Source organism: uncultured Exiguobacterium sp. (assembly GCF_964277885.1).
Taxonomy (GTDB): Bacteria; Bacillota; Bacilli; order Exiguobacteriales; family Exiguobacteriaceae; genus Exiguobacterium_A.
Genome location: NZ_CAXYJR010000005.1, coordinates 213,609 through 238,861 on the forward strand (window position 1 = coordinate 213,609; position 25,253 = coordinate 238,861).

20 protein-coding genes and 1 riboswitch are annotated in these 25,253 nt (G+C 47.6%); of the genes, 13 read left to right on the top strand and 7 right to left on the bottom strand.

Features of this window, described 5'->3' with window-relative positions; genetic code table 11:
* Positions 1-10 precede the first annotated feature (10 nt).
* The 5 genes from ACHWTJ_RS02860 to ACHWTJ_RS02880 are packed head-to-tail and all read left to right on the top strand — an operon-like array spanning position 11 to position 4,526.
* On the top strand, positions 11-631 hold the full coding sequence (locus ACHWTJ_RS02860) for a sugar transferase (RefSeq protein WP_294744058.1): 621 nt from the start codon (positions 11-13) through the stop codon (positions 629-631).
* Complete coding sequence (locus tag ACHWTJ_RS02865; RefSeq protein ID WP_294751378.1) at positions 612-1,685, top strand: GNAT family N-acetyltransferase; 1,074 nt, start codon at positions 612-614, stop codon at positions 1,683-1,685. Before ACHWTJ_RS02860 ends, ACHWTJ_RS02865 begins: the two co-directional genes overlap by 20 nt.
* Entirely contained in the window at positions 1,682-2,833 is a 1,152-nt protein-coding gene (locus tag ACHWTJ_RS02870; RefSeq protein ID WP_394679081.1) for an aminotransferase class I/II-fold pyridoxal phosphate-dependent enzyme, read from the top strand. The genes ACHWTJ_RS02865 and ACHWTJ_RS02870 overlap by 4 nt, the downstream gene beginning before the upstream one ends.
* Before the next feature lie 23 nt (positions 2,834-2,856).
* Positions 2,857-3,600 carry a hypothetical protein gene (locus ACHWTJ_RS02875; RefSeq protein WP_294751370.1) on the top strand — a complete coding sequence of 248 codons (744 nt, stop codon included), beginning with the start codon at positions 2,857-2,859 and terminating at the stop codon, positions 3,598-3,600.
* 29 nt (positions 3,601-3,629) lie between these two features.
* The gene (locus ACHWTJ_RS02880) at positions 3,630-4,526 is read left to right on the top strand and encodes an LCP family protein (RefSeq protein ID WP_394679082.1); all 897 of its coding nucleotides are present in this window, start codon (positions 3,630-3,632) and stop codon (positions 4,524-4,526) included.
* Between the two features lie 222 nt (positions 4,527-4,748).
* Here ACHWTJ_RS02880 and ACHWTJ_RS02885 read toward each other — a convergent pair whose 3' ends face one another.
* Together ACHWTJ_RS02885 and ACHWTJ_RS02890 are read right to left on the bottom strand one after the other, a co-directional pair.
* The gene (locus tag ACHWTJ_RS02885; RefSeq protein WP_394679083.1) at positions 4,749-5,354 is read right to left on the bottom strand and encodes an AmiS/UreI family transporter; all 606 of its coding nucleotides are present in this window, start codon (positions 5,352-5,354) and stop codon (positions 4,749-4,751) included.
* A 142-nt stretch (positions 5,355-5,496) separates the two neighbouring features.
* A complete protein-coding gene (locus ACHWTJ_RS02890; protein ID WP_394679084.1) occupies positions 5,497-6,726 on the bottom strand; it encodes an SH3 domain-containing protein in 1,230 nt (409 codons plus the stop codon).
* 145 nt (positions 6,727-6,871) lie between these two features.
* On the opposite strand from ACHWTJ_RS02890, the gene ACHWTJ_RS02895 reads away from it, so the two are divergent.
* Complete coding sequence (locus ACHWTJ_RS02895) at positions 6,872-7,777, top strand: Gfo/Idh/MocA family protein (RefSeq protein WP_394679085.1); 906 nt, start codon at positions 6,872-6,874, stop codon at positions 7,775-7,777.
* Positions 7,778-7,851: 74 nt separating this feature from the next.
* Here the strand turns inward: ACHWTJ_RS02895 and ACHWTJ_RS02900 are convergent, their stop codons facing one another.
* From ACHWTJ_RS02900 to ACHWTJ_RS02910, 3 genes are all read right to left on the bottom strand, one after another.
* Positions 7,852-8,466, bottom strand: coding sequence for a hypothetical protein (locus tag ACHWTJ_RS02900; protein ID WP_294744043.1), 615 nt, complete (start codon positions 8,464-8,466; stop codon positions 7,852-7,854).
* A complete protein-coding gene (locus ACHWTJ_RS02905) occupies positions 8,463-9,146 on the bottom strand; it encodes a hypothetical protein (protein ID WP_394679086.1) in 684 nt (227 codons plus the stop codon). The genes ACHWTJ_RS02900 and ACHWTJ_RS02905 overlap by 4 nt, the downstream gene beginning before the upstream one ends.
* 152 nt (positions 9,147-9,298) lie before the next feature.
* Positions 9,299-12,808: a CDP-glycerol glycerophosphotransferase family protein gene (locus tag ACHWTJ_RS02910; protein ID WP_394679087.1), complete on the bottom strand. Its 3,510-nt coding sequence runs from the start codon at positions 12,806-12,808 to the stop codon at positions 9,299-9,301.
* A gap of 124 nt (positions 12,809-12,932) precedes the next feature.
* On the opposite strand from ACHWTJ_RS02910, the gene ACHWTJ_RS02915 reads away from it, so the two are divergent.
* Together ACHWTJ_RS02915 and ACHWTJ_RS02920 are read left to right on the top strand one after the other, a co-directional pair.
* Positions 12,933-14,003 (top strand): glycerate kinase, encoded by a 1,071-nt coding sequence (locus ACHWTJ_RS02915; protein ID WP_394679088.1) that lies wholly within the window; start codon positions 12,933-12,935, stop codon positions 14,001-14,003.
* Between the two features lie 63 nt (positions 14,004-14,066).
* Complete coding sequence (locus ACHWTJ_RS02920; protein WP_294744036.1) at positions 14,067-14,636, top strand: hypothetical protein; 570 nt, start codon at positions 14,067-14,069, stop codon at positions 14,634-14,636.
* Positions 14,637-14,683: 47 nt separating this feature from the next.
* Here the strand turns inward: ACHWTJ_RS02920 and ACHWTJ_RS02925 are convergent, their stop codons facing one another.
* Positions 14,684-15,163: a glutathione peroxidase gene (locus ACHWTJ_RS02925; RefSeq protein WP_023469380.1), complete on the bottom strand. Its 480-nt coding sequence runs from the start codon at positions 15,161-15,163 to the stop codon at positions 14,684-14,686.
* A gap of 171 nt (positions 15,164-15,334) precedes the next feature.
* Here ACHWTJ_RS02925 and ACHWTJ_RS02930 point away from each other — a divergent pair, with 171 nt between their 5' ends.
* The 5 genes from ACHWTJ_RS02930 (at position 15,335) to ACHWTJ_RS02950 (ending at position 21,598) form a co-directional block, all read left to right on the top strand.
* Complete coding sequence (locus ACHWTJ_RS02930; RefSeq protein WP_023469379.1) at positions 15,335-15,529, top strand: hypothetical protein; 195 nt, start codon at positions 15,335-15,337, stop codon at positions 15,527-15,529.
* A 241-nt stretch (positions 15,530-15,770) separates the two neighbouring features.
* Positions 15,771-15,924, top strand: a riboswitch (cyclic di-AMP (ydaO/yuaA leader).
* Between the two features lie 325 nt (positions 15,925-16,249).
* Entirely contained in the window at positions 16,250-17,890 is a 1,641-nt protein-coding gene (kdpA, locus tag ACHWTJ_RS02935; RefSeq protein WP_394679089.1) for a potassium-transporting ATPase subunit KdpA, read from the top strand.
* A 20-nt stretch (positions 17,891-17,910) separates the two neighbouring features.
* A complete protein-coding gene (gene kdpB / locus ACHWTJ_RS02940; protein WP_394679825.1) occupies positions 17,911-19,977 on the top strand; it encodes a potassium-transporting ATPase subunit KdpB in 2,067 nt (688 codons plus the stop codon).
* A gap of 14 nt (positions 19,978-19,991) precedes the next feature.
* Positions 19,992-20,513 (top strand): K(+)-transporting ATPase subunit C, encoded by a 522-nt coding sequence (gene kdpC / locus ACHWTJ_RS02945; protein WP_023469375.1) that lies wholly within the window; start codon positions 19,992-19,994, stop codon positions 20,511-20,513.
* The gene (locus tag ACHWTJ_RS02950; RefSeq protein WP_294744028.1) at positions 20,510-21,598 is read left to right on the top strand and encodes a universal stress protein; all 1,089 of its coding nucleotides are present in this window, start codon (positions 20,510-20,512) and stop codon (positions 21,596-21,598) included. The genes kdpC and ACHWTJ_RS02950 overlap by 4 nt, the downstream gene beginning before the upstream one ends.
* Positions 21,599-21,735: 137 nt before the next feature.
* Here the strand turns inward: ACHWTJ_RS02950 and ACHWTJ_RS02955 are convergent, their stop codons facing one another.
* Positions 21,736-25,107, bottom strand: coding sequence for an SH3 domain-containing protein (locus ACHWTJ_RS02955; protein WP_294744892.1), 3,372 nt, complete (start codon positions 25,105-25,107; stop codon positions 21,736-21,738).
* Positions 25,108-25,253: the final 146 nt, after the last annotated feature.

Sequence of the window (25,253 nt, forward strand, 5' to 3'; positions counted from 1 at the left end):
GGACGTCATCATGAAACGCCTATTCGACTTCACGGTTAGTCTGATTGCCATTCTTATCCTGATTCCTGTCTATGCCGTCGTTGCCTTAGTCATCTATACGAAACTTGGTCGCCCGATCTTCTTCAATCAAGTCCGCCCTGGTTATAAGGGTGAGTTGTTTAAAATCTACAAGTTCCGCACGATGACGAACGAAACGGATTCTGATGGGAAACTTCTTCCGGACGCGGACCGGATTCCGGCATCACTCGAGTGGATTCGTCGACTGAGTCTCGATGAGATTCCACAGTTCGTCAATATTCTCCGTGGACAGATGAGTTTCGTCGGACCACGTCCGTTACTCGTCAGCTACTTGAACCACTATACGAAAGAGCAGATGACGCGTCACGACGTCCTACCTGGTCTGACGGGCTGGGCGCAGATTCACGGACGCAACGCAACGACGTGGCAGCAACGCCTCGAGCAAGATCAATGGTACGCAGCACATCAGACATTCCGACTCGATCTCTACATCCTGTTTAAGACGTTCAAGATGGTCATCTCGTCAGAAGGAAACTCGACAGCACACCAGACCGGTATGGGTGAGTTCAAGGGTCTCGACGGAGGTGTTCCTCATGATGTCGCTAAGCGATGAACGGTTGATTCGAGATCCCCGTGAATGGGATGCCCTAATCGCGACCTATCAACTCGATTGTTATTACGAACATGCTTACTTCGAACTCGCAAAGGAGCACGATGAGATTCCTGAATTATTTTATTATCCGACGGAGTTCGGAACGTTGATTTATCCGTACTTGCGGCGACCGATTCCAGGCACGCTTTTTGAAGACATCACGACGCCTTACGGCTACGGTGGTCCTTACTTTACGGGCATCTGGTCGCTCGATCAGATTCGCGAAGCCCGCGAACAATTCGAACAGTACTGTAGCGACACCGGGATCGTCACCGAGACAGTTCGTTTCCATCCCTTGCTACACAACCAAGAACTCGGTCAACACTGGTGCCGTCAATCGGATGTCTTACAGCCGACCGTGACACTCGAATTAGCAGATCCGTTCGAGACGATCGAAGGTGGATTCTCGCAAATGACACGCCGTAACATCCGGAAGGCACGTCGCGAAGGCGTCACGATCCGTCTCGGACGCCCAGAAGAATACCGTGACTTTGCGCGTCTCTACCAGATGACGATGGATAAACATCAAGCCGATGCCCGGTATTACTTTGATCAGACCTACTTCGATCACTTTGCGGAAGGGCGGATCAATAACGTCCTCTTGCTTGCCGAACATGACGGGCGGATCATTGCAGGCTGCATCGTCCTGACAGGTCGACAGTTCGCGCATTATCACCTCGGCGCTTCGGATCCTGCCTACTTGTCGTTTCGTCCAAATCATCTGTTATTTTCGGAGATGATCCGCTGGGCAAAACAGGCAGGTCTGCAAGCGCTACATCTCGGTGGCGGCACGACACGCTCCGATGCGGATAGCTTACTTGCCTATAAACGATCCTTTGGTGAAGCGAATTTGACGTTTTTTGGACTAGGCACATCGATTCTTGATCCAACGATTTACGACCGGCTTGCGCGACAATACGAACGACACCATCCAGAAGTCGAGACGGGACAGTGGTTCCCGATCTATCGGACACCGCTCCGTCAGCTGTCACCTCGAAGGGAGGAAACATCATGAAACACATCCCGCTCTCCATCCCGCACTTAAGTGGCAACGAAGCACGTTACGTCACGGAAGCACTCGAGACGAACTGGGTCGCACCGCTCGGACCGAACGTCGATGCCTTCGAACGAGCGATGCAAGTATACACAGGAGCTAGTGCAACGCTTGCGACAAGTAGTGGCACAGCGGCGATTCACTTGGCGCTTGCGACACTTGGTGTTACGACGGGGGATGACGTCTTCTGTCAGTCCTTGACATTCATCGCCTCGACGAATCCAATCCGTTACGTCGGTGCCCGTCCCGTCCTGATTGATTCGGAAGAGGAGACATGGAACATGTCGCCCGTCGCACTCCGACGCGCGTTGATCCAGGCGGCAACGCGAGGAAAACTTCCGAAAGCCGTCATCGTCGTTCATCTGTACGGCGTCGCAGCGCAAATTGAGGAAATCGCTGCTATCTGTGAGGAGTACGATGTCCCATTGATTGAAGACGCGGCAGAGTCACTCGGAACACGCGTCAACGGACGGATGACGGGAACGTTCGGGATGTTCGGAATTTATTCCTTCAATGGTAATAAAATCATTACGACGTCTGGTGGTGGAATGCTCGTCGCAAACGACCCAGCACTGATTGAACGCGCCTTCTATCTCGGAACTCAGGCACGACAACCAGTTCTCCATTACGAGCATACGGAAGTCGGATATAACTACCGCATGAGTAATGTCGCTGCTGGGATCGGCCGCGGACAACTTGAAGTCCTTGATCAACGGATCGACGCGCGACGGAAAATCTTTGATCGCTACGACCGGGCCTTTGCAAAAGAAGGTATCAACTCTCAGGTCGAGCAGACTGGAACCTTCGCTAACCGCTGGCTCAGTGCCTTTCTTTTACCGGGTGGTCAAACGCAACGTGATGAAATGATTCAAGTACTGCAACAAGCGGATGCAGAATCCCGTCCGGTCTGGAAACCGATGCATTTGCAACCAATCTATCGCGATGTACCATTCGTCACAGCAGAAGGAATCGATATCAGTCGTCGTCTGTTTGAAGACGGGATTTGCCTCCCGTCAGCTTCACAAATGACGTTCACCGAACAAGCCGTCGTCATCCGAAACGTTCGTCGCGCCTTGCTGACGACTGAACGCCGGAACATCCAGTCATGAATATATGGGAAGGGGACATCGTCATGCACGATATGGAGGAAGCGATCCACGCACTCCGTCTCGCTGCGAACGGGAAGAATGAATTGACGGCCAATACCTATTTCCGCTGGCAACTGAATACCACTCATCCAAGCGTCGCGGAAATCCTGATGTTGTTTGGATCGTGGCAAATCGCCTTGGAACGAGCGGGTATCGGACATGCCCGCTTGACGTTCACGAAATCGGAAATCATTGACGCGTTGCGTCAGGCACGGGAGGAACTCGACCCTTTCACGAGCGCGACGTACCGCGAATGGGCACAACGGAAGCAGGCTCCTAGCCTGACGGATATCGTTCATCAATTCAACTCGTGGCAGCAGGCATTGTCAGAAGCGGATATCTTAAAAGAACGCGTACAAGAAATGGAAAAACGAATCATCGAGTCACTCCTAGAAGCGCAAGGTGCCTTGCCGGTCTTGACGAGCCAGACCTACACGAAGTGGGCGGCTGGTCAAAATCGTCCGACCGTCGCGACGATTGCCCGCCGGTACGGTTCTTGGTCGAACGCGCTTGAAATCATCGGGATTGAATTTCCGCGTAAACGTTGGCGGGAAGAAGAGGTGCTCGATGTACTCGCTGTAGCCGCAAAAGAAACGGAGCATCTGACGATTGCGAGCTATCAACGATTCAGCATCGGACGCGATACACCGAGTATTGGTGTCATCACAGCGCTTTTCGGTAGCTGGCGTAATGCTTTACTGGTGCTTGAAGCCCAACGACCGTCTTGAAGTCAAATCGAAGAAAAGGAGAATGGGTGATGAAAAAATGGAAATGGATCGCACTGACACTGATGGGGATCTGTCTACTCCTTCTCTTCGGTTCAGGCGGATATGTGTACCATAAAGCGAGCCAGACGATGAAAGAAGTTCAAGTCCAAGTGCCAGTCAAGGCGAGCGTCGAAACAGAGAAGGCCGTTGAACAGAAGAAAGGACTCTCGTTTCTTTTACTCGGTGTCGATCAACGGAAAAACGAGACAGGACGCAGTGATACAATCATCGTCGTGACAATTGATCCGAAGACGAACAAAAGCCAGATGATCAGCATCCCACGTGACTTAAAGACGGAAATCATCGGCAATGGTTCGAATGATAAGATCAATCATGCCTATGCCTTCGGTGGTCCGCAGATGTCGCTTGATACGGTTAGTCATCTGTTAAAGATCCGGATCGACTACTTTGCGGAGATCAATCTAGCCGGCTTTACGGATCTCGTCAACGCGGTCGATGGGGTCAAAGTCAAGAATGATATCAATTTTTCGTACTATGAGATGCAGTTCCCTAAAGGAGAGCTTTCACTGAGCGGGAAAGAAGCACTCGCCTATGCGCGGATGCGGCATGATGATCCACGTGGGGATTTTGGACGCCAAATTCGCCAGCGGCAGGTCGTCCAGGCGGTCGCTGATAAGATGACGGAGGACTTCTCGATTCGTCGCTTCAACGCCGTCCTCGATGCTCTCGGGAAAAACGTCAAGACGAACGTACCGTTTTCCGTTGCTCGGACCGTCGCGACAGATTACCGGGAGGCTTTACGCAATGTCGAGACCTTATCACTCGACGGGAAAGGTGGTATCGAATCAGACGGAATCTACTACTGGCATCCGACGGACAAGTCATTGAAAGAGGTTCAAGCTCAACTGCAGGAGGCATTAAAATAATGTGAGGGAAGAAAAATTGTACGTTTTGTTCGTCTCGTACCGTTTTCCTGGGACAAGCATCATGCCGCTTCGCTTCGCTGCAGGGTCACTCCTTAGGAAGCGATGTCGAACGAACAAGATACTTCATTTTTCTTTTAACATTTACTAAAATATAGAATAAAAAATGTCCATCTCCGATTCATGGCCGGAAATGGACATCTTTTTAATGAATCGATTAATATGTCATGACGAACGAATCGTCCGAAGCATCGAGAACTTCATCATCGTATAGAGGAAATAGATAGCAGTCAGGACAGCAGATCCGCTCCATAACCAGTGGTATGCCGAACTGAAGTAGCCGAACCGAAGACCGATCAGTGCCGGTACGATCAACGTCAACCAGCTCAAGACGAGAGCGACCCGCGCGGTTACCGCATCGATCGGACGATTCAATCCCATTCCGAGGAAGAATAGGCTCCACAGTAATGCCCAGAACAACCAGGTCACACCACCAATGATGTCATTCGTCGTGAAGCTTGCGAACGCATAAAATAAAGCAGCAATCGCAACGAACAGAGAGAACCAACCGACTCCGCTCCCGTCGAGATTGAATAAGAATGTAATTCCGACGTAGACGTACGTAAAGGCAAACAGATAGATACTGGCGTACCCGAACGTCAGCGCTGGATCACCAGCTGCACCGATGACGAGATAGGTTGCGATGAACGTCTGCAATAAACCAGTGATGAGACTGAAGACACCCGCGCTACGGAGGTCGACTTTTCCGAACAAGGTCAAACTATTTAAAAAGAGCGCGACGCCTCCAAATAACAAACTGACATTTCCCACGTAAAACTCTCCTTCATTAAGACGTCAGACGTCTGATTCTAAACTTAACTCTAAGATGAATTCGTTTTCAGTGCAAGTATAATTTGGAGGAAAAAGAAAACAGCTCGGCTCCCGTCTCGGGAAACCAAGCTGTAGATGAGAGTCACTGATTCAAGACAGAGCGTAGCGTCGTCTCTGTTTGAGTAGGAGTCCCTTTGAGTGTGACAAGACCATAGCGTACATTCCCTTTTTTTAAGAAGAAGACACGCGTATTGTTGGCTTCAGGGGTGTATCCCGTTTTACTCGCATAAATGCGGGATTCCTTAGGTAAGGCTTTATCCGTGTGATACCACTTCAACGTTCGAGCGTAAGGTCCTTTGATACTTGCTTTATATGATTTTCGACCACTTACTGTAATCAGATAGCTATAATTCGCATATGTGTTCGCGAGTTTTTGCATATCAGCAGCCGTCGTGTAATGATTCCATTCATGGAAACCGTGAGGGTTCGCAAAATGACTCGCTGTCATACCAAGCGCCTGAGCACGAAGATTCATCAACGAAACGAATTTAGACTCAGAGCCCGCGGTGCGCACGGCAATCGCTTTTGCCGCATCATTTCCGGAACGGATCAGCATGCCATTCAATAACTGCCGCATCGTGACACGATCTCCCGAGCGTAAACTCGCGACACTACTACCGTATGGTACCGAAATCATGGAATAGGTAAGTGTAAAAGGTTGATCCAGCGTACCGTTTCGAGCGGCTACTTCGTATCCGACGATGGCAGTCAACAACTTGGTCGTACTTGCCGGATACCGTCGGACGTTACTTTGTTTCGTCATGATATAGGAGGTAGAACCGAGTTGAAAATAGCGTAAAGAGCCAACCGGGTATTTACTAGCTGCTGTTTTCTTTCGGACGACTTGATTGGAAACGTAGCGTGTCTTCCCTCCGTCTTTAATCTTATACCATCCTTTGGAATAGGAGACTGCTTGTAACACACTCTTGTAAGCAGCACGCCGGACGATCGTCTTACTAGAGGACGTGCTTGGTTTGGAGCGAATGTTCGCGCCAGACTTAGAGGTGACGACGAGAGCATATGTACTCGGACCGGTCACTTTTTTTGCGACTTGATTGGACAGATAACGGTAGGTGCCGCCATCTTTGATTTTGTACCAACCGTTCGAATACGATACTGCTGTGAATTTCGATTGATACGCAGCGAGGCGAACGATGGTCGCGGATGAACTCGTACTTGGTGTAGAGCGAATATTTCCTCCGGATTTAGATGTGACGACGACTTGATAACTAGCAGCTTGCGCCGGTAAAGCTGGTAAGAAAAGTGTAAACAGGATCAGGAGTATCAGACTCATTCGAAAAAATGGCTTCATAAAAAATCATTCCCTCCTTTTTGAAAATATAGATTCATCATAAAGCAAAAAAAGGAAATTCACTTGTTTTCAAAAAAATTGATGCGTTCGAATATAATAGTGATGAAAAGGGAATAATGGAGCAGATGAATGGAGGAGATATCAGATGAAATTAGCCGTAATAGGTATCGGGGATATCGCACAAAAAGCATACTTACCTGTATATGCCGCAAGAGAAGACGTGGAAATTTATTTAATTTCGCGCGAAGAGGAAAAAGCGAAAAAATGGCAGTCGATGTATCGTTTTTCAGGCACGTTTCCGACTTTAGAAGCGGCGTTATCAGAGGGGATGGATGCTGTCATGATTCATTCCGCAACAAAAGCGCATGCTGCACAAGCGAAGCAAGCGCTCGAAGCAGGAGTGCCGGTATTCGTCGATAAGCCGATTTCGATGAACATCGATGAAATTCGGAAGCTGGTTCAATTGGCAGAGGAAAAGAAGATTCCATTCATTACAGGATTCAATCGACGATTCGCGTCCGCACATCGTCGCTTGTTAGAAGTTGAATCCCCAAACATGATCATCATGCAAAAAAATCGAACGCCTTCTGTTGAGGAGGCACAATCTTTTCTGTTTGATGATTTCATCCATGTCGCGGATACGTTGCGCTATTTGACGGGACGTGGAAAAATCGAAAATCTGCATATCCGGAGTAAGCAGGATACGAGTGGGTTGCATCACGTTACGATTCAATTCGAATCAAATGGAATTACTGCCATCGGAGTGATGAACCGGAACAATGGTGTCACGGAAGAGCGGGTGGAAGTGATGGGGCCGCATGAAAAGCGTATCGCTACAGACGTGACGATGCACGAACGACGAACGAGTGAAGGAACGCTTGCCTATCCGTTAGATAACTGGGAATCGACATTAAGTCGAAGAGGATTTATTGCTTTGATTGATGCATTCTTGAAAACGATAGCGGGTGAGACGTCCGCGTCCGTCACGGCTTCAGATAGTTTGGAAACTCATGAACTCTGTCATCACATCTATCAACATGTAATGCGATGAACGAGAGCCGTACTCTGGAATCAAGAAGAGTACGGCTTTTCTATGGATTTGATCGAGGCATGGGTCTTCTACCATCATGTCACCTCATAAAGTTGATACGTCTTCTTTCCGCCGGGTCCTTCGAAGGTCAGACGAAGCGTGGAGCGAACGAATCGATAGGTCACACTTCCTTCTGAAAAGACAAGACGAGCTGAAAAGTCAGGCTCGAATCGAATGACTTCTGTATCGTTTCGAAAAGATCCAGCTGTTCCGAAGTGATCGAATTGAAGGGATGCAACGAAGGTATTTCGTGAATCAAATGAGACATGGATACGACCGCTCCCTTCAAACGGCTCATTTTCAAAAGTACTTCGCTCCACTTCATACGTTCCTTCAAGCTGCTGGACTTGCTTGATTTTCTCTTGAGCGGTTTGTTCGATCAACTGAGCCCGTTCGCGAATCGGATGATTCGAGGCTAAGTCAGACTGTTCAATCGTACGGGCAGTTCGGATTACTTCTTTGAAATGATAGCTAGCGAACTGTTGTTCCAGCTTCACCATCGCTTGAGCCGCTTGACTATCCTGCTCAGTTGTCGCGCGCTCAACGACTTGAGTATAGGCGTCGTTCTCCATTTCCGTTTGAACGTTAGAAGGCGTCTCTTTACAACCTGATAACGTTAAACAGAAAAGAAGTATCCATGTATATCTCATGTTTTCACCTCAGTTCGTGTAATGTGCGTGATTTGGAGATGATCCGTATGCAGTTGAATACGATATTGCACGCGATAGGCGACAAATAAGGGCTCGTTTCCTTGTGTCGTTTGATACGTCTCTAGCGTACGTAATTCATAGATGGAACCATCGGATGAAAAATCCTGGAATTCAACCGTGTGAATGCGAGGCGGTGCAACAGAAGTTGCTTTTTGGCGCAGAGCGGTCAATGCGTGAAGTTCAGATTCGAATACGCGAGAAGACATGTATTGAATCGAAGCGAATGTCTCGATCGAATCATAACGTGTCGAAAAGGTGATGAGTTCAGGGACGGTTCCTGTATATTGACGGACGAAACGTAATATATCGTACGATGTAGGCGGGTTATTTTTCGAATAGGTTTGATTATAGGCAACCTGTTCATCTGACCATTCCGAGAGACTCCATGTCTGGACTGGAGAAGGTACGACCTCTGAAGAAGAGGCATCTTTCGTCATATACCAAAATAAACTCGATGTCATACAGACGAAAAGAATGATTATGCATAGTAGAACAGGACGAAATGCAGATGAAGTCGGTTCCGTTTCAGGACGCTTCCGTACGATAACGGGATGCTGGCAATAGGAGCACGCTTCATCCTCGTAGCCTAGAGGTGTTCCACAAAGTGAACAACGTTCCATGAGACAAGTCCTCCTAAATGTATGAAATTCAATTTCTTGTCGGTATCTTATTTATTGAAATCATTTCCATCTTATCATTAATTAAAAACGTAATCAAAGCATGAAAAAGAACTCATCCAGCTTGAAAATGGATGAGTTCTTTACTGTTTCATTTACATACTTTTCAACGGATCCGTTACGAAGATTCCTTCCGAAGTCTCGGACGCTTCGAGTGGAGCATCATCCAAGAAGTAGGTGCGCACTACGCGATTAGCGGCAAGTCCATCCTCTTTCGCACAGAACGTTTCCCGAAAATGATCGAGCTTTACTTGATAATCCTTCGACCAAGACGGAATCGTCGCCAGTGCCTCGTAAAAGGACAATTCCTCTTCAATGATCGGACCAGGTAAGTCCTTTTGATAGTCTAGGTAGAAACCGCGCAACGTATCGCGATAGAGCTCTAGGTCATAAGCATAGAACAGAATCGGACGATTAAGATTGGCGAAATCAAAAAAGACGGATGAATAGTCAGTGATCAATAAATCAGTTAATAAATAGAGCTCTTGGATGTCGGGATAGTTGGTGACATCGAGGAACTGTTCTCGATACTCACTCGGAATTTTCGGTTTTTTCGTCACGAGTACATGGGTCCGAATGAGGAATACATAGTCATCCCCTAATGCTTCCGCGACACGACTGAATTCGAACGGGTAATCAAAGAAAAATTTTCCGTTTCCTAATGCATGATGATCCCGGAATGTAGGAGCGTATAAGATGACTTTTTTATCCGGAGAAATGTTCAGTTGTGCTCGTAAGTCGTCGACCTTTTTCGTAGTGTCTGCAAAAAATAGGTCATTGCGTGGATAGCCGGATTCAAGAATCGTTCCTTCATACTGGAAAGCACTTTTAAAGATCGCTGTCGCATAACTACTCGGCGAGAGAAGCACGCTCCATTGTTGGATCGAGCGAGTGACACGGTCAACATAACCGGCGTCTCGACCATGAATTTCTTCCAGATCGAATAACATCTTTTTCAGTGGTGTGCCGTGCCATGTTTGAATATAGGTCGTTTCTTTACGACGGGTCATGTAATGAGGGAAGTTTTGATTATTCACCCAATACTTAGCCGTCGCTAAATGATAAAAGTAGCGAGGTGAAAGACGTTTGATGACGTTAACATGATCATCCCCGAGATAGAGTCGTTTATTGTGTACCCAGATAACTTGATGGGTGCTACCGAGACGACGCAATTCTTCATAGATATAACGTGGACTATCACCGTACTGTTTACCGAGTCCGCTCTCGAACACGATTTTATTTTCTTGTACCGGTAATTTTTTCATCAAGCGATAGCTGATTTTCATGATTGGGAAATAGAAGCGACTCCGACGGAAAAGTCGGAATAACACGAGCGATGCTTCTTTTGTTTGTATCGTTTCCCAAATATGGCGCTGCTGTTTGTAATCAAGAATCGTTTGGTAGATATCTTCGGAATAAGACTGTTCTGTTGGTTTTAAGAAGACCGCAGCCCTCTCCTTGTAAGACGGAAGCATCGCAAAATCACGTGTGGCCGTCGCTTCGAGGTCAGCGATTAAATCATCGACTGTAGTCGAGATGGGACCAGGTAATTCTTTCGCTAAATCAAGGTGCGAACCGACCGGACCTATGAATCTACGAGCATCGAATTGGAAATAGTGAACCGGTCGTCCTAGGAAACTAAAATCAAAGGCGACACTTGAGTAGTCTGTAATGAGTAAGAGACTCTCCTTCAACAAACTTTGGACATCCCGTTCGCCCTGATAGATGACGGTCACTGGGAAACGCTCAAAATGGCTCGCGTACTGTTGCATATTCGGATGTAGGCAGAACAGAATTTCCAAATCATGGTCGCGTGCAAGTTCGTGGAGACGTGGGTGTTCTAAAAGAGCGGAGTACTGTGCGAAATATTCCGATTCCAAGAACTGAATAGGTGTTTGCAACCACGAACGCCACGTTGGAATGATCAAGATTTGCCTTTTGACGGGCGTGTCACCATTCAAGAGGGCGTCGAAGCGTGAGAGCCCCGTAATTCGAACCTCGTCTTGACGATAGCCCATATCCTGCATGACCAATCGACGTTCTCGTTCAGAACTCACCAAAAAGAGATCGGTATCGAACGATAATGCGAATTTGCCGTACTGATTCTCCATATTTTTAGCGCCCAGTACTCCGTGTTGAATGAAGATCCGGTCGGCTTTCATTTTTCGCTTGAATCGTGGTGAGCGAAGAGGATAAAGATAGTCGGCATGATGGGTTCCGACGAATTTACTTGCCATGAACGAATGATAAATATGTTCTTTCGAACGGAAAGGCAAGGTGTTTCCAAGAATCGCGACCTTATCATACTCAGGTGAATTTGGATCAATCACGTAGTAAGCAGGATGTTCTGTATGTTGCTCGCGCATGAACCGGAAAAAGTGATACCCGTTATCTTGTGCTTTATAAGGTCTTTCCCCGATTAACCATGTTTTTCGGTCAGCAAAGAGACGATAGAGAGGGGCAAACGTCATCATATGCTCAAGATAACGGTAGTTTTCGTTCGTGAACGCACTCAATTCAAACGACAGGTTGCGATGGCCGACAGTGAAATAAGGCGTGACATGCATCGTATGTGTCGCATTCCGTCCAGTGAGTTCCGTCGTGAGATGACGTGTGATGTAACGGGCTCTACCGAGTCGGACGAGGCGAGGGGTCAAACGATGGTAGTAGGTCAGCTCCATGAAGCTGTCGTAGATGCCTTCATGTAGACGGTTCTCCGATTGTAGGACCGACCAATCGATCCGTGTACGATACGTGTAGCGATATAGACCAAAACGACGTTGACTCGTCTCCTGATCATAAAACCAATCAACAGGCAGTGCGATCCGATCTCCAGTTTCACGGTGAACGAGAAGGAGCTGTCCTTTCTTTAAAAAAGAATGGCGCGAAAACAACTTACCTTCCATATGTGTTGCATGAGTGTGTTTCTTATCAATTCGATCAATCTGAAGCCGCGACTTAATGAGGGGTTCCTTATTTAGTAATAATCGGATGTTTCCTTTTAAGTCTGTGTATAAAAAGACACGATTTTGCTTCGTCGCATCCAATAAAGGTGCGAGCGGTGAGGGAATGACTGTTTGTAAAAAACGACCTAACGTAATCTCGCGTACATAAGCATCCTGTGTGATCATCGCGCGCGAAGGAGGACCGTTCTCTTGCCACTTCTCAAGTGTTTCCTGTGGAATGGCTGCAAGCGGTTTACGATATTTGAGATATAGGGAAAAGCGACCATGAGGCAGTAACGTCTCAGGCGTATGAGCTGATTCTTCTAAAAGATGTTCTTGTTCTAGGTGAGTGTCTTGATGCTGAATGAGGTGATCAATCAGAAGGTGAATATGGGATGGATTGAATTCGAATCGGAAAAAGGTCGAACGTTCTTGATGATTCACGATCTCCGTTACGAGAAGCTGATTCCGATCATAAATACAAAGGGACTCGACGACTAAATCCGGATCAGTCAAATGACCCGACAGAGATAAAGCATGTTCATCTGACATAAGAGTGATCTGCTGTTTGCTAGTCTTCCGTTCTTTAGAAGAAGAACGTTTCGGTAAGATCGTTTTACCGGCCCGTGCCATTCTCAAAAACAGATGTGATACATTCATGACAAAACCTCCTAAGACGTAAAAAAGAAGTAAATGGTATTTTCGACACACAATAACATACCATAAAAGTCAATGTAAGTGGTTACAGAAAAAGGTGGATTAATTTATAAAGAAGGTGCGAAGAATGCGTCATTTGATTTTAATGGATACGTTCAAAGGAAGCCTCTCTTCGAAAGAAGCGGCAGAGGCTGTCGCTGCAGGTATTCTTCAACAGGACCCATCCGCGATCATCGATCAATCGCCTGTCGCTGATGGAGGAGAAGGAACAATCGCCGTGTACGCTGCAGGTGGCTATGAGATGCGGACCGAGTGGACGGTGGATTTAGCCGGACGTCCTTGTGAAGTGATGTATGCACAATATGAACAGGAAGCCGTCGTTGAAGTCGCACAGATATGCGGACTAGCGATGAGACGTAAAACAGACGATCCGTTTTTGTTACACACCAAGGGAGTCGGTCATCTCGTCCAAACATTACGCCAAAAAGGCATGACAAAGATTCGGGTCGCTCTCGGAGGAACAGGAACGACAGATGGCGAGCTAGGTTTTTTACATGAAATGGGATGTTCTTTACGAGATGAGAAAAATCATCCGATTCGGTTTCAAACGAATCCGTTAGTCGAGACGCGACGACTGACATGTATAGACGCTCTATTTTCATTGGAGGCATTGGTTGATGTTCGTTCACATTACTCTGGTGAAGACGGTCCAGCATATCTATTTGGACCCCAAAAAGGGTTGCGACGAAATGAGATTGATTGTTTAGATAAACGATTGAAAGAAATGGAAGCGATTCTCAAGCTAGAAGATATTCAAGGTGCAGGAGCCGCAGGAGGACTAGGTGGTGCGATTCATGCTGTCGGGGGAACGATCGTATCCGGTGCCCAGTCCATCCTCGCATATATAGGATTCGAAGAACGATTACAGAAAGCAGATTATGTCTGGACTGGTGAAGGGAAAGTCGATCGCCAAAGTCAATTAGGGAAAATAACAGGAGAAATCGTGCGATCTGCTGGAATCGCTCAAGTTCCGTGTCTTATTCTTGCTGGTATCGTCGAAGAAAAGATATCCGGTGCGCTGGACTGTCGATCGATTCATGTCGATCGACCCGTCACGTTAGACAAAGAGCAGACGTTTGCTCGCTTAACAGAACAGACATCGATCTGGCTAAAAGAACTTTCGTGGGAACAGGGGTGAAGTCGGAAAAGTTTGGGTAAATAACTGTATATTGCCATACTTTTAGAGAAGGTAGGTCATCGTATGATCAATCAATCGATCCAATTATCGTTTCGCCAAGTCCGAGCACTGGTCGAACATACCTTGCTGTTATTCAAAGAGCTCGATCAACAACTAGCGAATCGTGGATACGAACCGGTTCTCCCGGAAGTCGTCCAAACAGAACATGGTCTGAGCATCCATCAGACGAAGGAAAGTGCGGAGTCACTCGTACCGCACTTTTTAACTCGGACGTATGTCCGGCAACAGGAAAAAACGAATCAACATGGATTGCTGATCTCTGTTCAATACACGCATCCGCTTCATGAACGATTCGATCCTGTCGTGCTCGTCGGCGATGTAACGTTCAAGCAAGCGAAACATGCGCAAAAAATCTTAAGTGAGAAACCGTGGCTCTTGAAATATGCTGCTTTCGAATCGACGATTGCCCGCGACTTCGTTGCCGATGGAACGCGGCACACGACGCAACCGATTGAGGAAATCGAAGAGTTGATCGTCTGGGGACATCCGTTCACGGAAATGCGCGATATCGATGACGTCAAACGATTAGCAGAAGAGATGATCAGCCGTCATCTTGAGCCGGGAACAACATGAAAACAAGCTCCCGTTCCTTCTCTCTTGAAGGAACGGGAGCTTGTTTTTTAGACTTGAACGAGCAATCGTTCAATTGCTGCCGTCAAATCCGTCGGGTTCGTTTTTGGAGAGAATCGTGTCACTTCTCCATCACGGGTCACGAGAAATTTCGTAAAATTCCACTCGATGTCTGTTGCACCGTCCGTCGTTGGTGCTTGTGCTTTCAGTTCTTCAAATAACGGATGAGCCTGCTCACCGTTGACATCGATTTTTGAAAAGACGGGGAACGTCACACCGTAGTTGACTTGGCAGAACGACTGGATCTCTTCGTCTGTTCCCGGGTCTTGATTCGCGAACTGATTACACGGGAAACCAAGCACGGTCAATCCTTGCGAACGATAATCTTGATGCAATTGCTCGAGTCCTTCGAACTGTGGCGTCAAGCCACATTTGCTGGCTGTATTGACGATTAGCCACGCTTGAGCGGGATAGTCACTTAAGGATGCCGACGTTCCGTCGACGCGTTGAAATGAATGGTCCTGTAGCATATCGATTCCTCCTTTTTTAACTGCCCTTTCAGTGTAACAAATCTGTTTTCCTGTCGTCTGCTATCATTACTTGCGAGATGACAGAAACATCACAATCAAGTGTCATCGACGCATTTGATATCAATCTTTGTTACGATGAAAAGGAATATGGAAGGAAAGGAGAGATGCCACATGAGAAAAATGTTGAAACAATCGCGGTTCGTCATGATCGCGACGCTTTGTCTCGTCCTCGTCGGTAGTTGTATCACGTTACTGACGCTTGGATTCGAACGCGATATTGTGATTCTTGTTTCTGGAGTGGTCGCCCTATGGGTGACGATGCTAGCTCCTTTGACGGTCCATGCCAAAATGAATCAGCAATCATAATTCTGGTTTGCTCATGAAACCGCAGAGCGATTCAATCTAAAAAGGAGCTCTTCCATTTTAGATGAAAGAATCGATTTCTGCGGTTTTTTTTCTTCTATAGCATAGGGACGAAAAACACTATTTTTAGAAAGTAAGTCATTAAAAAATCAGACTATTTTTTTTTCAACTTTTCTATTTACAACCGTAAAAAATCGGAGTAATATCCATCTCATCAACGAACACTAACATGTTAATGCTTCGATCTCAAAGTACGCCGAATTCATGATTGAAGCGGGGGACCCAACCGTCACGAACCGTGACACGGGGTGAATCCTTTCCGAACGGGAAAGGTAGGGCTAATTCCTAGGTATGCCCGAATCCGACAGCTAACCTCGCAGGCGTTTTTAGGAGGGAACGACTCTTTTTCAGTATGCCAAGTTATTAAGGCGATGCTGGGGCCGTTTTTCGCCTCACATCGCCTTTTTGTCGTGTTTAATTGTAAAAATATTGAATAATATGGGGGTAATTTCATGATGGGAGAGCTGTGGAGTATCTTACTACTTGCCTTCTTCTTCGGTACGACGTTCGGGATGATTCATCTGATCGAGCGTGTCCAGTGGAGAGCAGGTGACCGCAAATGACATGGTTTTTACTGGCGACGGGCTGCCTCGTCTTCTTGTATCTCGGTTATTGTCTGATGTATCCAGAAAAATTCTAATCGCATAGGGAGAAAAGAAAAACATGTGGACTCAATTCATGATCCAATTTTGGATCCTACTCGTCATCGCACTTTGCGCGGCGGTCTTGCTTGGTCGATACATCGGGATATACTTCGCACCTGTCGCAGAGCGTCGGGTCGATACAATCGGTAAGGTCGAACGACGACTCTTGTTGTTACTCGGCGTTGATGAAAAGAAACACGATCAATCGTGGGTCGGCTATTCGAAGAGCCTTTTGCTCGTCAACTTGTTATTTTTCATCGGTGGTTATTTATTGCTTCGTTTCCAAGGTATTCTACCTTTAAATCCGAACGGTGCTGCGAACCTCGACTGGTCGACGGCGCTTCATACGACGATTAGTTTTATGACGAATACCGATCAACAACACTATTCGGGTGAGGCACTCTCGTATCTCTCGCAGACGTTTGTCCTCGGAACGATGTTATTCGTCGCTCCGACGATGGCATTCACGGTCTGTATCGCTGTCATTCGTGGACTTGCGAATAAACCACTCGGTAACTTCTATGCCGACTTCTTCCGCTTCATCTTCCGAATCCTCTTACCGATTTCGTTCGTCTTCGGTTTAGCGATGATTCTACTCGGTGTACCGCAGACATTCGGAGGAGCAGTCAGCGTCACGACGCTCGAAGGAGCGAAGCAGTTGATTTACCGTGGACCGGTTGCTGCTTTTGAAGTCATCAAACAGCTCGGGAACAACGGTGGTGGTTTCTTTGGTGCCAACGGAGCGCATCCATTCGAGAATCCGAACCAGTTCGTCAACTTCATCCAGATGTTCTTGATGCTACTGATTCCGATGTCTCTTCCGATCGCTTACGGCAAAATCATCGGTTCAGCGAAACAAGGACGACTGTTCCTTAGTGTCATGACGCTTCTCTTCATCATGATGACGATTGGGATGGCAGGTAGCCTACTTGCGAATCCAACGGCGCATGGTCAGGAATTACGGTTTGGTCAAATCGGAACGGCGCTCTACAGTTCGATCACGACGGCAGCTGAAACCGGTGCGGTCAACGCGATGCATGACTCACTGCATCCGCTTGCAGGATTAATCCAGCTCGGCAATATGATGCTCAACGTGGTTTACGGTGGAGCAGGAGCAGGATTCCTGAACGTCTTGCTTTATGCTTTTGTCGCGGTCTTCCTGACAGGTCTCTTGATCGGTCGGACACCGACGTTCCTCGGGAAGAAAATCGAGACGTTTGAAGTGAAGATGATCGCGATCGCGCTACTCGTGCCGCCATTCCTGATTCTCGTCGGAACAGCAATCTCGATGTACGCTGCACCAGGTGTCGCCGGTATCTCGAACCCAGGTTATCACGGACTGTCGCAAGTCTTGTATGAGTTCACGTCCGCGACGGCGAACAACGGATCCGGTTTTGAAGGACTCGGCGACGCAAACGTCTACTGGAACGTCTCGACGTCATTTGCGTTGTTCTTCGGACGCTACATCCCTTTGATCTTGATGCTTGCGATCGTGGGTTCGCTTAAAGCGAAGCAATCGGTTCCGCAAGATGAATTTTCGTTTAAGACAGACACACCACTCTTCGGAACAGTCTTCCTCGGTACGGTCGTACTCGTCGGTGCATTGACATTCTTGCCAGTGCTCGTACTTGGACCGGTCGCGGATTGGCTGACGATGTGAACAGGAGATAAAAGCATATGATGGAACGAATCATGCATCCGACGCCCGAGGAACACCAACCGAACGGGGAGCCGGAACACCAATCCAAATCAGCAATCAGTGGCTCGATCGCGCGTCAAGCGACAATCGATGCCTTTAAAAAATTAAATCCCGTCAATATGGTCAAACAACCAATCATGTTTGTCGTCTGGATTGGTTGCTTGCTCGCAATCGGCTATACGATTTTCATTGATGAGATGCGTGGCTTTAACTTAACGGTCAGCATTATTCTCTTCCTGACGGTCTTATTCGCGAACTTTGCGGAATCGATCGCGGAAGGACGCGGGAAAGCCCAGGCGGACTCACTGAAAGCTTCAAAAGCAGATGTCATGGCACGTAAACGTGTTGGACAACTGATTCAAAGCGTCTCGTCTGCGACACTCCGCAAGGGCGATATCGTCTTCGTCCGAGCAGGGGAGTATGTACCGGGGGACGGTGAAATCATCAAAGGACTTGCTTCGATTGATGAATCAGCGATTACCGGTGAATCCGCACCCGTCATTAAGGAAGCAGGCGGTGATTTCTCCTCGGTCATCGGCGGTACACTCGTCGTCAGTGATGAGATCGAAGTCCGAATCACGAGTAATCCAGGAGAATCATTCCTCGATCAGATGATTGCCCTCGTCGAAGGAGCGAGCCGTCAGAAGACACCGAACGAACTCGCGTTATCAACGCTCTTGACGAGCTTGACATTGATTTTCTTACTCGTCGTCATGACATTACCCGTCTTTACGAACTACCTTGGATTCAGTCTTCCTGGTCCAATCTTAATCGCCTTACTCGTCTGTTTGATTCCGACGACGATCGGTGGATTATTGTCTGCAATCGGCATCGCCGGGATGGACCGCGTCACCCGCTTCAACGTCATCGCGATGAGCGGGAAGGCGGTCGAAGCAGCAGGCGATATCCAAACGATCATCCTGGACAAAACAGGAACGATCACGTTCGGTAACCGGATGGCGTCGGAGATCACGCCAGTCGGTGGACGCACTGCTGAGCAGGCGTTCGAGGGGGCAATTCTTGCCTCACTCGCTGATGAGACGCCAGAAGGTCGTTCTGTTCTTGAACTCGCTGAATTACGGGCGATGCCGGTGGAACAACATTGGTTAGATGGAGCGGAAATCGTACCGTTCCGCGCAGAGACACGAATGTCCGGACTCGACTTAAGAGATGGACGCCATGTACGGAAAGGGGCGGGGCAAGCGATTCAAGAATGGGTCAAGGAACAAGGCGGCGCTATTCCAAATGATTTGCAAGAGAAAGTAGATGCGGTCTCTCGTCTTGGCGGAACACCACTCGTCGTTGCGATCGACGCAACGATCCTTGGCGTCATCTATTTGAAAGATACGGTGAAACCGGGCATGCGTGAACGATTCGATCGGTTGCGTGAGATGGGTATCAAGACGGTCATGTGTACGGGTGACAACCCGTTGACGGCAGCAACGATTGCCCGCGAAGCAGGCGTCGATGATTTCGTTGCCGAATGTAAGCCGGAAGACAAGATTCGTGTCATCCAGCAGGAACAAGCAGCCGGTCACCTCGTCGCGATGACAGGAGACGGAACGAATGATGCACCAGCACTCGCTCAGGCAGACGTCGGTCTGGCGATGAACAGCGGAACTCAGGCCGCAAAAGAAGCAGCGAACATGATCGATCTCGATTCGAATCCGACGAAGATCATCGAAGTCGTCGAAATCGGGAAACAGCTCTTGATGACACGAGGGGCGTTGACGACGTTCTCGATCGCAAACGATGTCGCGAAATATTTCGCGATCATCCCGGCAATGTTCATGGTGGCGATCCCGCAGATGGAAGTGCTCAATATCATGCGTCTTGATTCCCCGACGAGTGCAATCTTGTCTGCCTTGATCTTCAATGCGATCATCATTCCGATGTTGATTCCACTCGCAATGCGGGGGGTTACCTACAAACCGATGACGGCGGATCAATTACTCGGTCGTAACTTGCTGATCTACGGTCTTGGCGGTGTCGTCGTACCGTTCATTGGGATTAAAATCATCGATGTCTTGCTTGCAAGCATCCTCTAAGGAGAAAACGAATCATGAAACAAGCCATTCGTGTGACGGTCTTCGTCACGGCGTTATGCGGGATCGTCTTTCCCGCTTTATTGACCCTGTTCGGTCAACTACTCGTACCGGATAAAGCTGAAGGTTCTTTAGTGCAAGAAAACGGAAAATTCATCGGATCGGAATTGATTGCGCAGCCATTCACGTCGAAACAGTATTTTCACGGACGTCCATCAGCGGTCGATCAATTAGCGGGAGCGTCTGCTGGGGATAACCTAGCAGCATCGAACCCGGAGCTTGGCACGAAGATGGCGGAATTACAGAAACAGAACCAAGTGGACGGCGCTTCGCTTCCGGACGATGCCCTCGTGACATCCGGTTCTGGCTTCGATCCGCACATCTCAGTCGATTATGCTTTGGTTCAGGCGAAGCGTATCGCAACCGCACGCGACCTGTCGCGTGAAGAAGTACGAAAGTTAATCACGAAGGAAGCAGGAACCCATGATTACGTCAATGTCCTGCGCTTGAACTTAGCACTTGATCGGAGTAAGTCATGACACGAGGAAAGCTGAAGCTGTACATCGGCTCAGCTCCTGGTGTCGGAAAGACGTATAAGATGCTTGCCGATGCACGAACATTGACGCTTGAGGGTAAGGATGTCGTCATCGGTCTGATTGAGACGCATGGTCGAAAAGAGACGGCGGAGATGGTCGGACAGCTCGAACAGGTCCCGCTACTCGAAGTCGTCTATAAGGACAAGACATTCCCTGAGGTGAACGTGGACGCGATCATTGCCCGTCGCCCGGATATCGTACTGATCGATGAACTGGCGCATACGAATGCGCCAGGATCGGTACGAAAGAAACGCTATCAAGATGTCGCAGCACTGCTTGAAGCAGGAATTAATGTCTATTCGGCCGTCAACATCCAGCATTTCGAAAGCTTGCTCTTTAAGGTCAAAGAAGTGACGGGCGTCGAGGTTCGGGAACGCATCCCGGATCCGTTTCTCGGTGAAGCCGATGAGATTCTACTCGTCGACGTCACGCCACAGACGTTACGGGAACGACTCGAGCAAGGAAAGATTTATAAGAAGGAAAAGATTGAACAGAGCTTGAATTCGTTCTTCTCGCTTCAGAATCTTGCGAGCTTACGGGAGCTATCGTTACGTCAGGTCGCGGACGAAGTCGACGATCAAGTCTATCAATCACGCTTGTTGATTGAAAAGGATCCGGCGTCGTTACAAGAACGAATTCTCGTCTGTATCCAGCTCAATGACAATGCGCGGAAGTTGATTTACCGTGGTTTCCGGATGGCAAGTCGATTGAAGGCAGAACTGTATGTTTTAACGATCTTACCGGCAGCGGAAAATCAATTGAATGTGAAGCAGAAGGAAGTCTTGGCGATGGTACGCGAGAGCGGTGCCTTATTCGGAGCGGAAGTGTTGATCCGGATTCAAGGGGAGCGCTCGATCGCTCAAGCGATCACAGCTGCCGCGAAACATCATCGCATCACTCAAATCGTCCTTGGTCAATCTGCGCGGACCCGTTGGCAGGAAATCCGGCGCGGATCAATCATCAATGAAATCATGCGTCATGTCAGAGGGATCGATATCCAAATCGTTGCCGATGACATGGAACGCTAGGGGGCTCTTCCGCGTAAATGCAGGGGTTCTCTTCGCACCATCACGAATTTCATCTTATGAATCAAAAAAGAAAGACCGTTCCGATGATCACCGGAACGGTCTTTCTTTTTGCGTTGAATTATACGAGAGATGTTTCCTTAACGAGCAAATACCGGGATATCGAAGACAGCAGTGTAACTATCCATCTGTTGATATAAATCGTAGATGCGAGTCGTTTGTTTGGCTGCCCATCCCATGTCTGTCGCGTATTGATGACGACCTGGATTCATTGGATTCCAGCGCATCTTATAGAGCGTATTTTGATTGTATGCATGATGAATATACTGGGTTCCGATGAATTCGGCGCCCCCCATGATGGCTGCTTCTGGTGTGAACCATCCTTTTTCGTATGCTGTTCTTGCTCCACCGTTGATTGGATCTGAATCGACAGCACCGATACCATACATGTTGTAGACCATTTTTCCATTCCACATAACACCATTCGCTAAAGTCGACGTTCCATTTCCTGTCTCAAGTAGCGCGTGGGAAATCAAGTAGATTTCGTTGACGGAAAAGGCTGTACCAGCGTCGATGAATGCTTGTCCACAGCTTCCGGTCGTACATTTACCAAAGATACCTTTTGTACTGATGATCTTATCTAATGTTGCGGCAGATGCACCTGTCGTCTTCGATAAGTCAAGGAATTGGAAAAATTCCTTAGAAGAGCGACTGACTTTTAATGGATCTGCTACGTTTCGGACATCGGACTCGAGTGCGTTCATCCAACCGAGTGTCCAGTATCCGGTTGAAGATGTATAGACGCGTGGATACGTCGTATAGAAATCACCGATTCGTTGATAGACCTTAATCATCTGCTTCGGCTGGAATTGTCCATAAATATGGCTATCCGTCGCCGCACCCGATCGAATGTTGAGTGGTGTCGTTGACGATACGGTCGCGAGTGTACCATTGACCGGGTCTTCCGATCCACCGAATCGAACATACATCGAGCTGACATACATCATCTTGTTTTTATATAAATCCGTTTGTGGTGAAGGATTTAACTTCATTTGAGTACTGATGAAGGTATCAAATGTATACGGCGTCGCGATGGAGTTGTAGACATTTAGTTTTGAAGATGTCGTCACGAGTGTTCCATTATACGCATAGCCTGATTTACCTTGATAGGAAATCTTATACCATTGTCCGATTTGTCCGGTTACGTTGACAACGACGTTCGAAGGAATCGTCGTCACGACTTGGTAAGAACTACCGACATACGAGCGAAGCGGAGTAGGACTGGTAGCTCGGACGTATAACGAATCTTTCGATACATAGTCAATCTTACTTGTAGATGCGTTCGTATCGACATATCCGGTTTGTCCGTTGATCGTTACCTTATGCCATTGTTTGTTCGTATGCGATGTAATCAGTGAAGTCGTGTAGTAGACGTTTCCTTTAGCTAGTGTAGTAAGTGCTGTTGCTTCTTCTAAAGGTGAATTTCGAATGATTAAGTTCTCGTTCGCGAGGAAACGAGCGCCACTAATCTTTTTCGTTTCTGTATAAGGTGTTAAAAGAGCCCCATCGATATACCCTGTTTTTCCATTAACACTTACGTTCATCCATGTCCCGATCGAACCATTCACCTGCACGATCGTTCCGTTTGGCAGTGAAGCGATTTCGCTATATGTCGGACCAGCGTATGACTGAAGAGAAGCCGCTTTTACCGTCTTATAGCGATGGGCTGAAATCTTACGGTATGAAATCGGACTTCCTTGGTTGGCTCGGATGTATCCTGTTTGCCCGTCCACTGAAATACGATGCCACGACTGACCATGACCGTTCGTGACAAGGCGCGTCGTATAATAGGCGTCTCCATCTTTTAGCGTCTTCCATGTATCAGCATCCGCCTGATACGTCGTTTTGACATCGGTGGATGTATTTAATACATAACGGGCTGCTGAGATCGTAGACGTCACGATATATTCGTTCAAATCATCCTGATGCACGTATCCGATTTTTCCCGCATATGTCACACGGTACCATTCATTGATGGATCCTGTTACGGATACTTTGGTTCCGCTTGGGATGGATGTGATGGACGCGTAAGACACGCCAGCATAGGATTTCAATTTTGTGATATCGGTTGTCTTCATCGTCACGACATCCGCTTGATAGGAGACTTTTTCTCCTGTTCCGTAAGCGATGTAACCGGTCTTTCCGTCTTTTGCAATCTGATACCATTTTTTAGAGCCGAGTGTGACGAGGCGTGTCGTGTAATAGATATCACCCTCTTGAAGCGTAGCGATTTTGAGCGCATCTGCTTCAGGAGCCGCTAAGATATCGGCAGAGGATGTGACGGAGAAGCGTGTGCCCGAAATTTTTTGAACGATAGCAGTCGTCTTGAACGTCGAAGCTGACGCATATCCCGTCACCCCATCATACGTGACGCGATACCATGTTCCGATTCGACCTGAGACGAGTGGTTTAGCACCGGAAGGAATCGACTTGATCCCTGCATACGAACTACCTGCATAAGAGCGAATCGTCGTTTTGGCTGTTGTGACGAAAGACATGTTCGTCAGACTTTCGTAATTCACGGGCGCTCCTTGATTCGCTAAAAGATAACCAGTTAGACCATCCTTTTTGATTTTATGCCACGCATTACCTTGTGAATCCGTTACGAGTGTCGTCGTGTAATACACATCGCCTGTTTTTAACGAAGCAATCGTTTTACTCGTCGAAGCGGCAGATGCCTTGATTTCGACGGATTTTTTCAAGAGAACACGTGTAGTAGGAATCGTTTTGACGCTTTGTTTAGAAACTTGCAAAAAAGCGTCACGATGCATGTATCCACTGTTCTTCCCGTGACGAACGCTATACCAGCCGTCGATTTTTCCGACTACTTCAACGTTTGTCCCAACTGGAATCGATTCAATTTTTGGATAACCCGTTCCTGCATAGGTACGTAGTGTGTACGTATCCGTCGTACGTAATGTTTCGTTCGCAATCTTTTGATAGGAAACAGGAGTTGCACCCGACGGAACATATCCTGTTTTTCCTGCGTAGTTCAGGCGGTACCACGTCTTACCATATGGATCAGTGATCCGTTGGGTCGTATAATACGCATCTTTTTGCTGCAATGTACCAATCGTCGTTGCTGTCGCACGTGCCGCACTTTTAATCGCCGTATTCGTAGAGACGATGTAGCGTTGTCCAGAGATTGCTTGCTTTTTCTCATACAACACTAAATATTTTGAAGCGACATATCCCGTTTTTCCGCCATATGTTACTTTTTTGTAGCTTCCGGCATCATATGCGGATGAAACGACCGTTCCGGTCTTGATCGTCAACAAGCGTTTCCGTGAAGATGTCGTCTTATCGTACAGATTCGTATCTGCTGATAGACGGTAAGCCGTTACTTTCGTTGTCTCTGCGTTCACTATCGGTAGAGATGATAGGATGATGCTAAACACGATAAGAAGACTCGCGAACACCTTCAAAGGTTTCGAGATGAATGTCGTATTCAAAGTATCTTTCCTCCTAGTAGATATTCGTCCAAGCGGACGGAATCGGCTTCTAGGATGTCTAGTCTAAGGTGTACGTACTTATGCCTATTCCTACTATCGACCATATCGGATTTTTATGAAGAAAATATTGGATTTTTTTGAAAAAA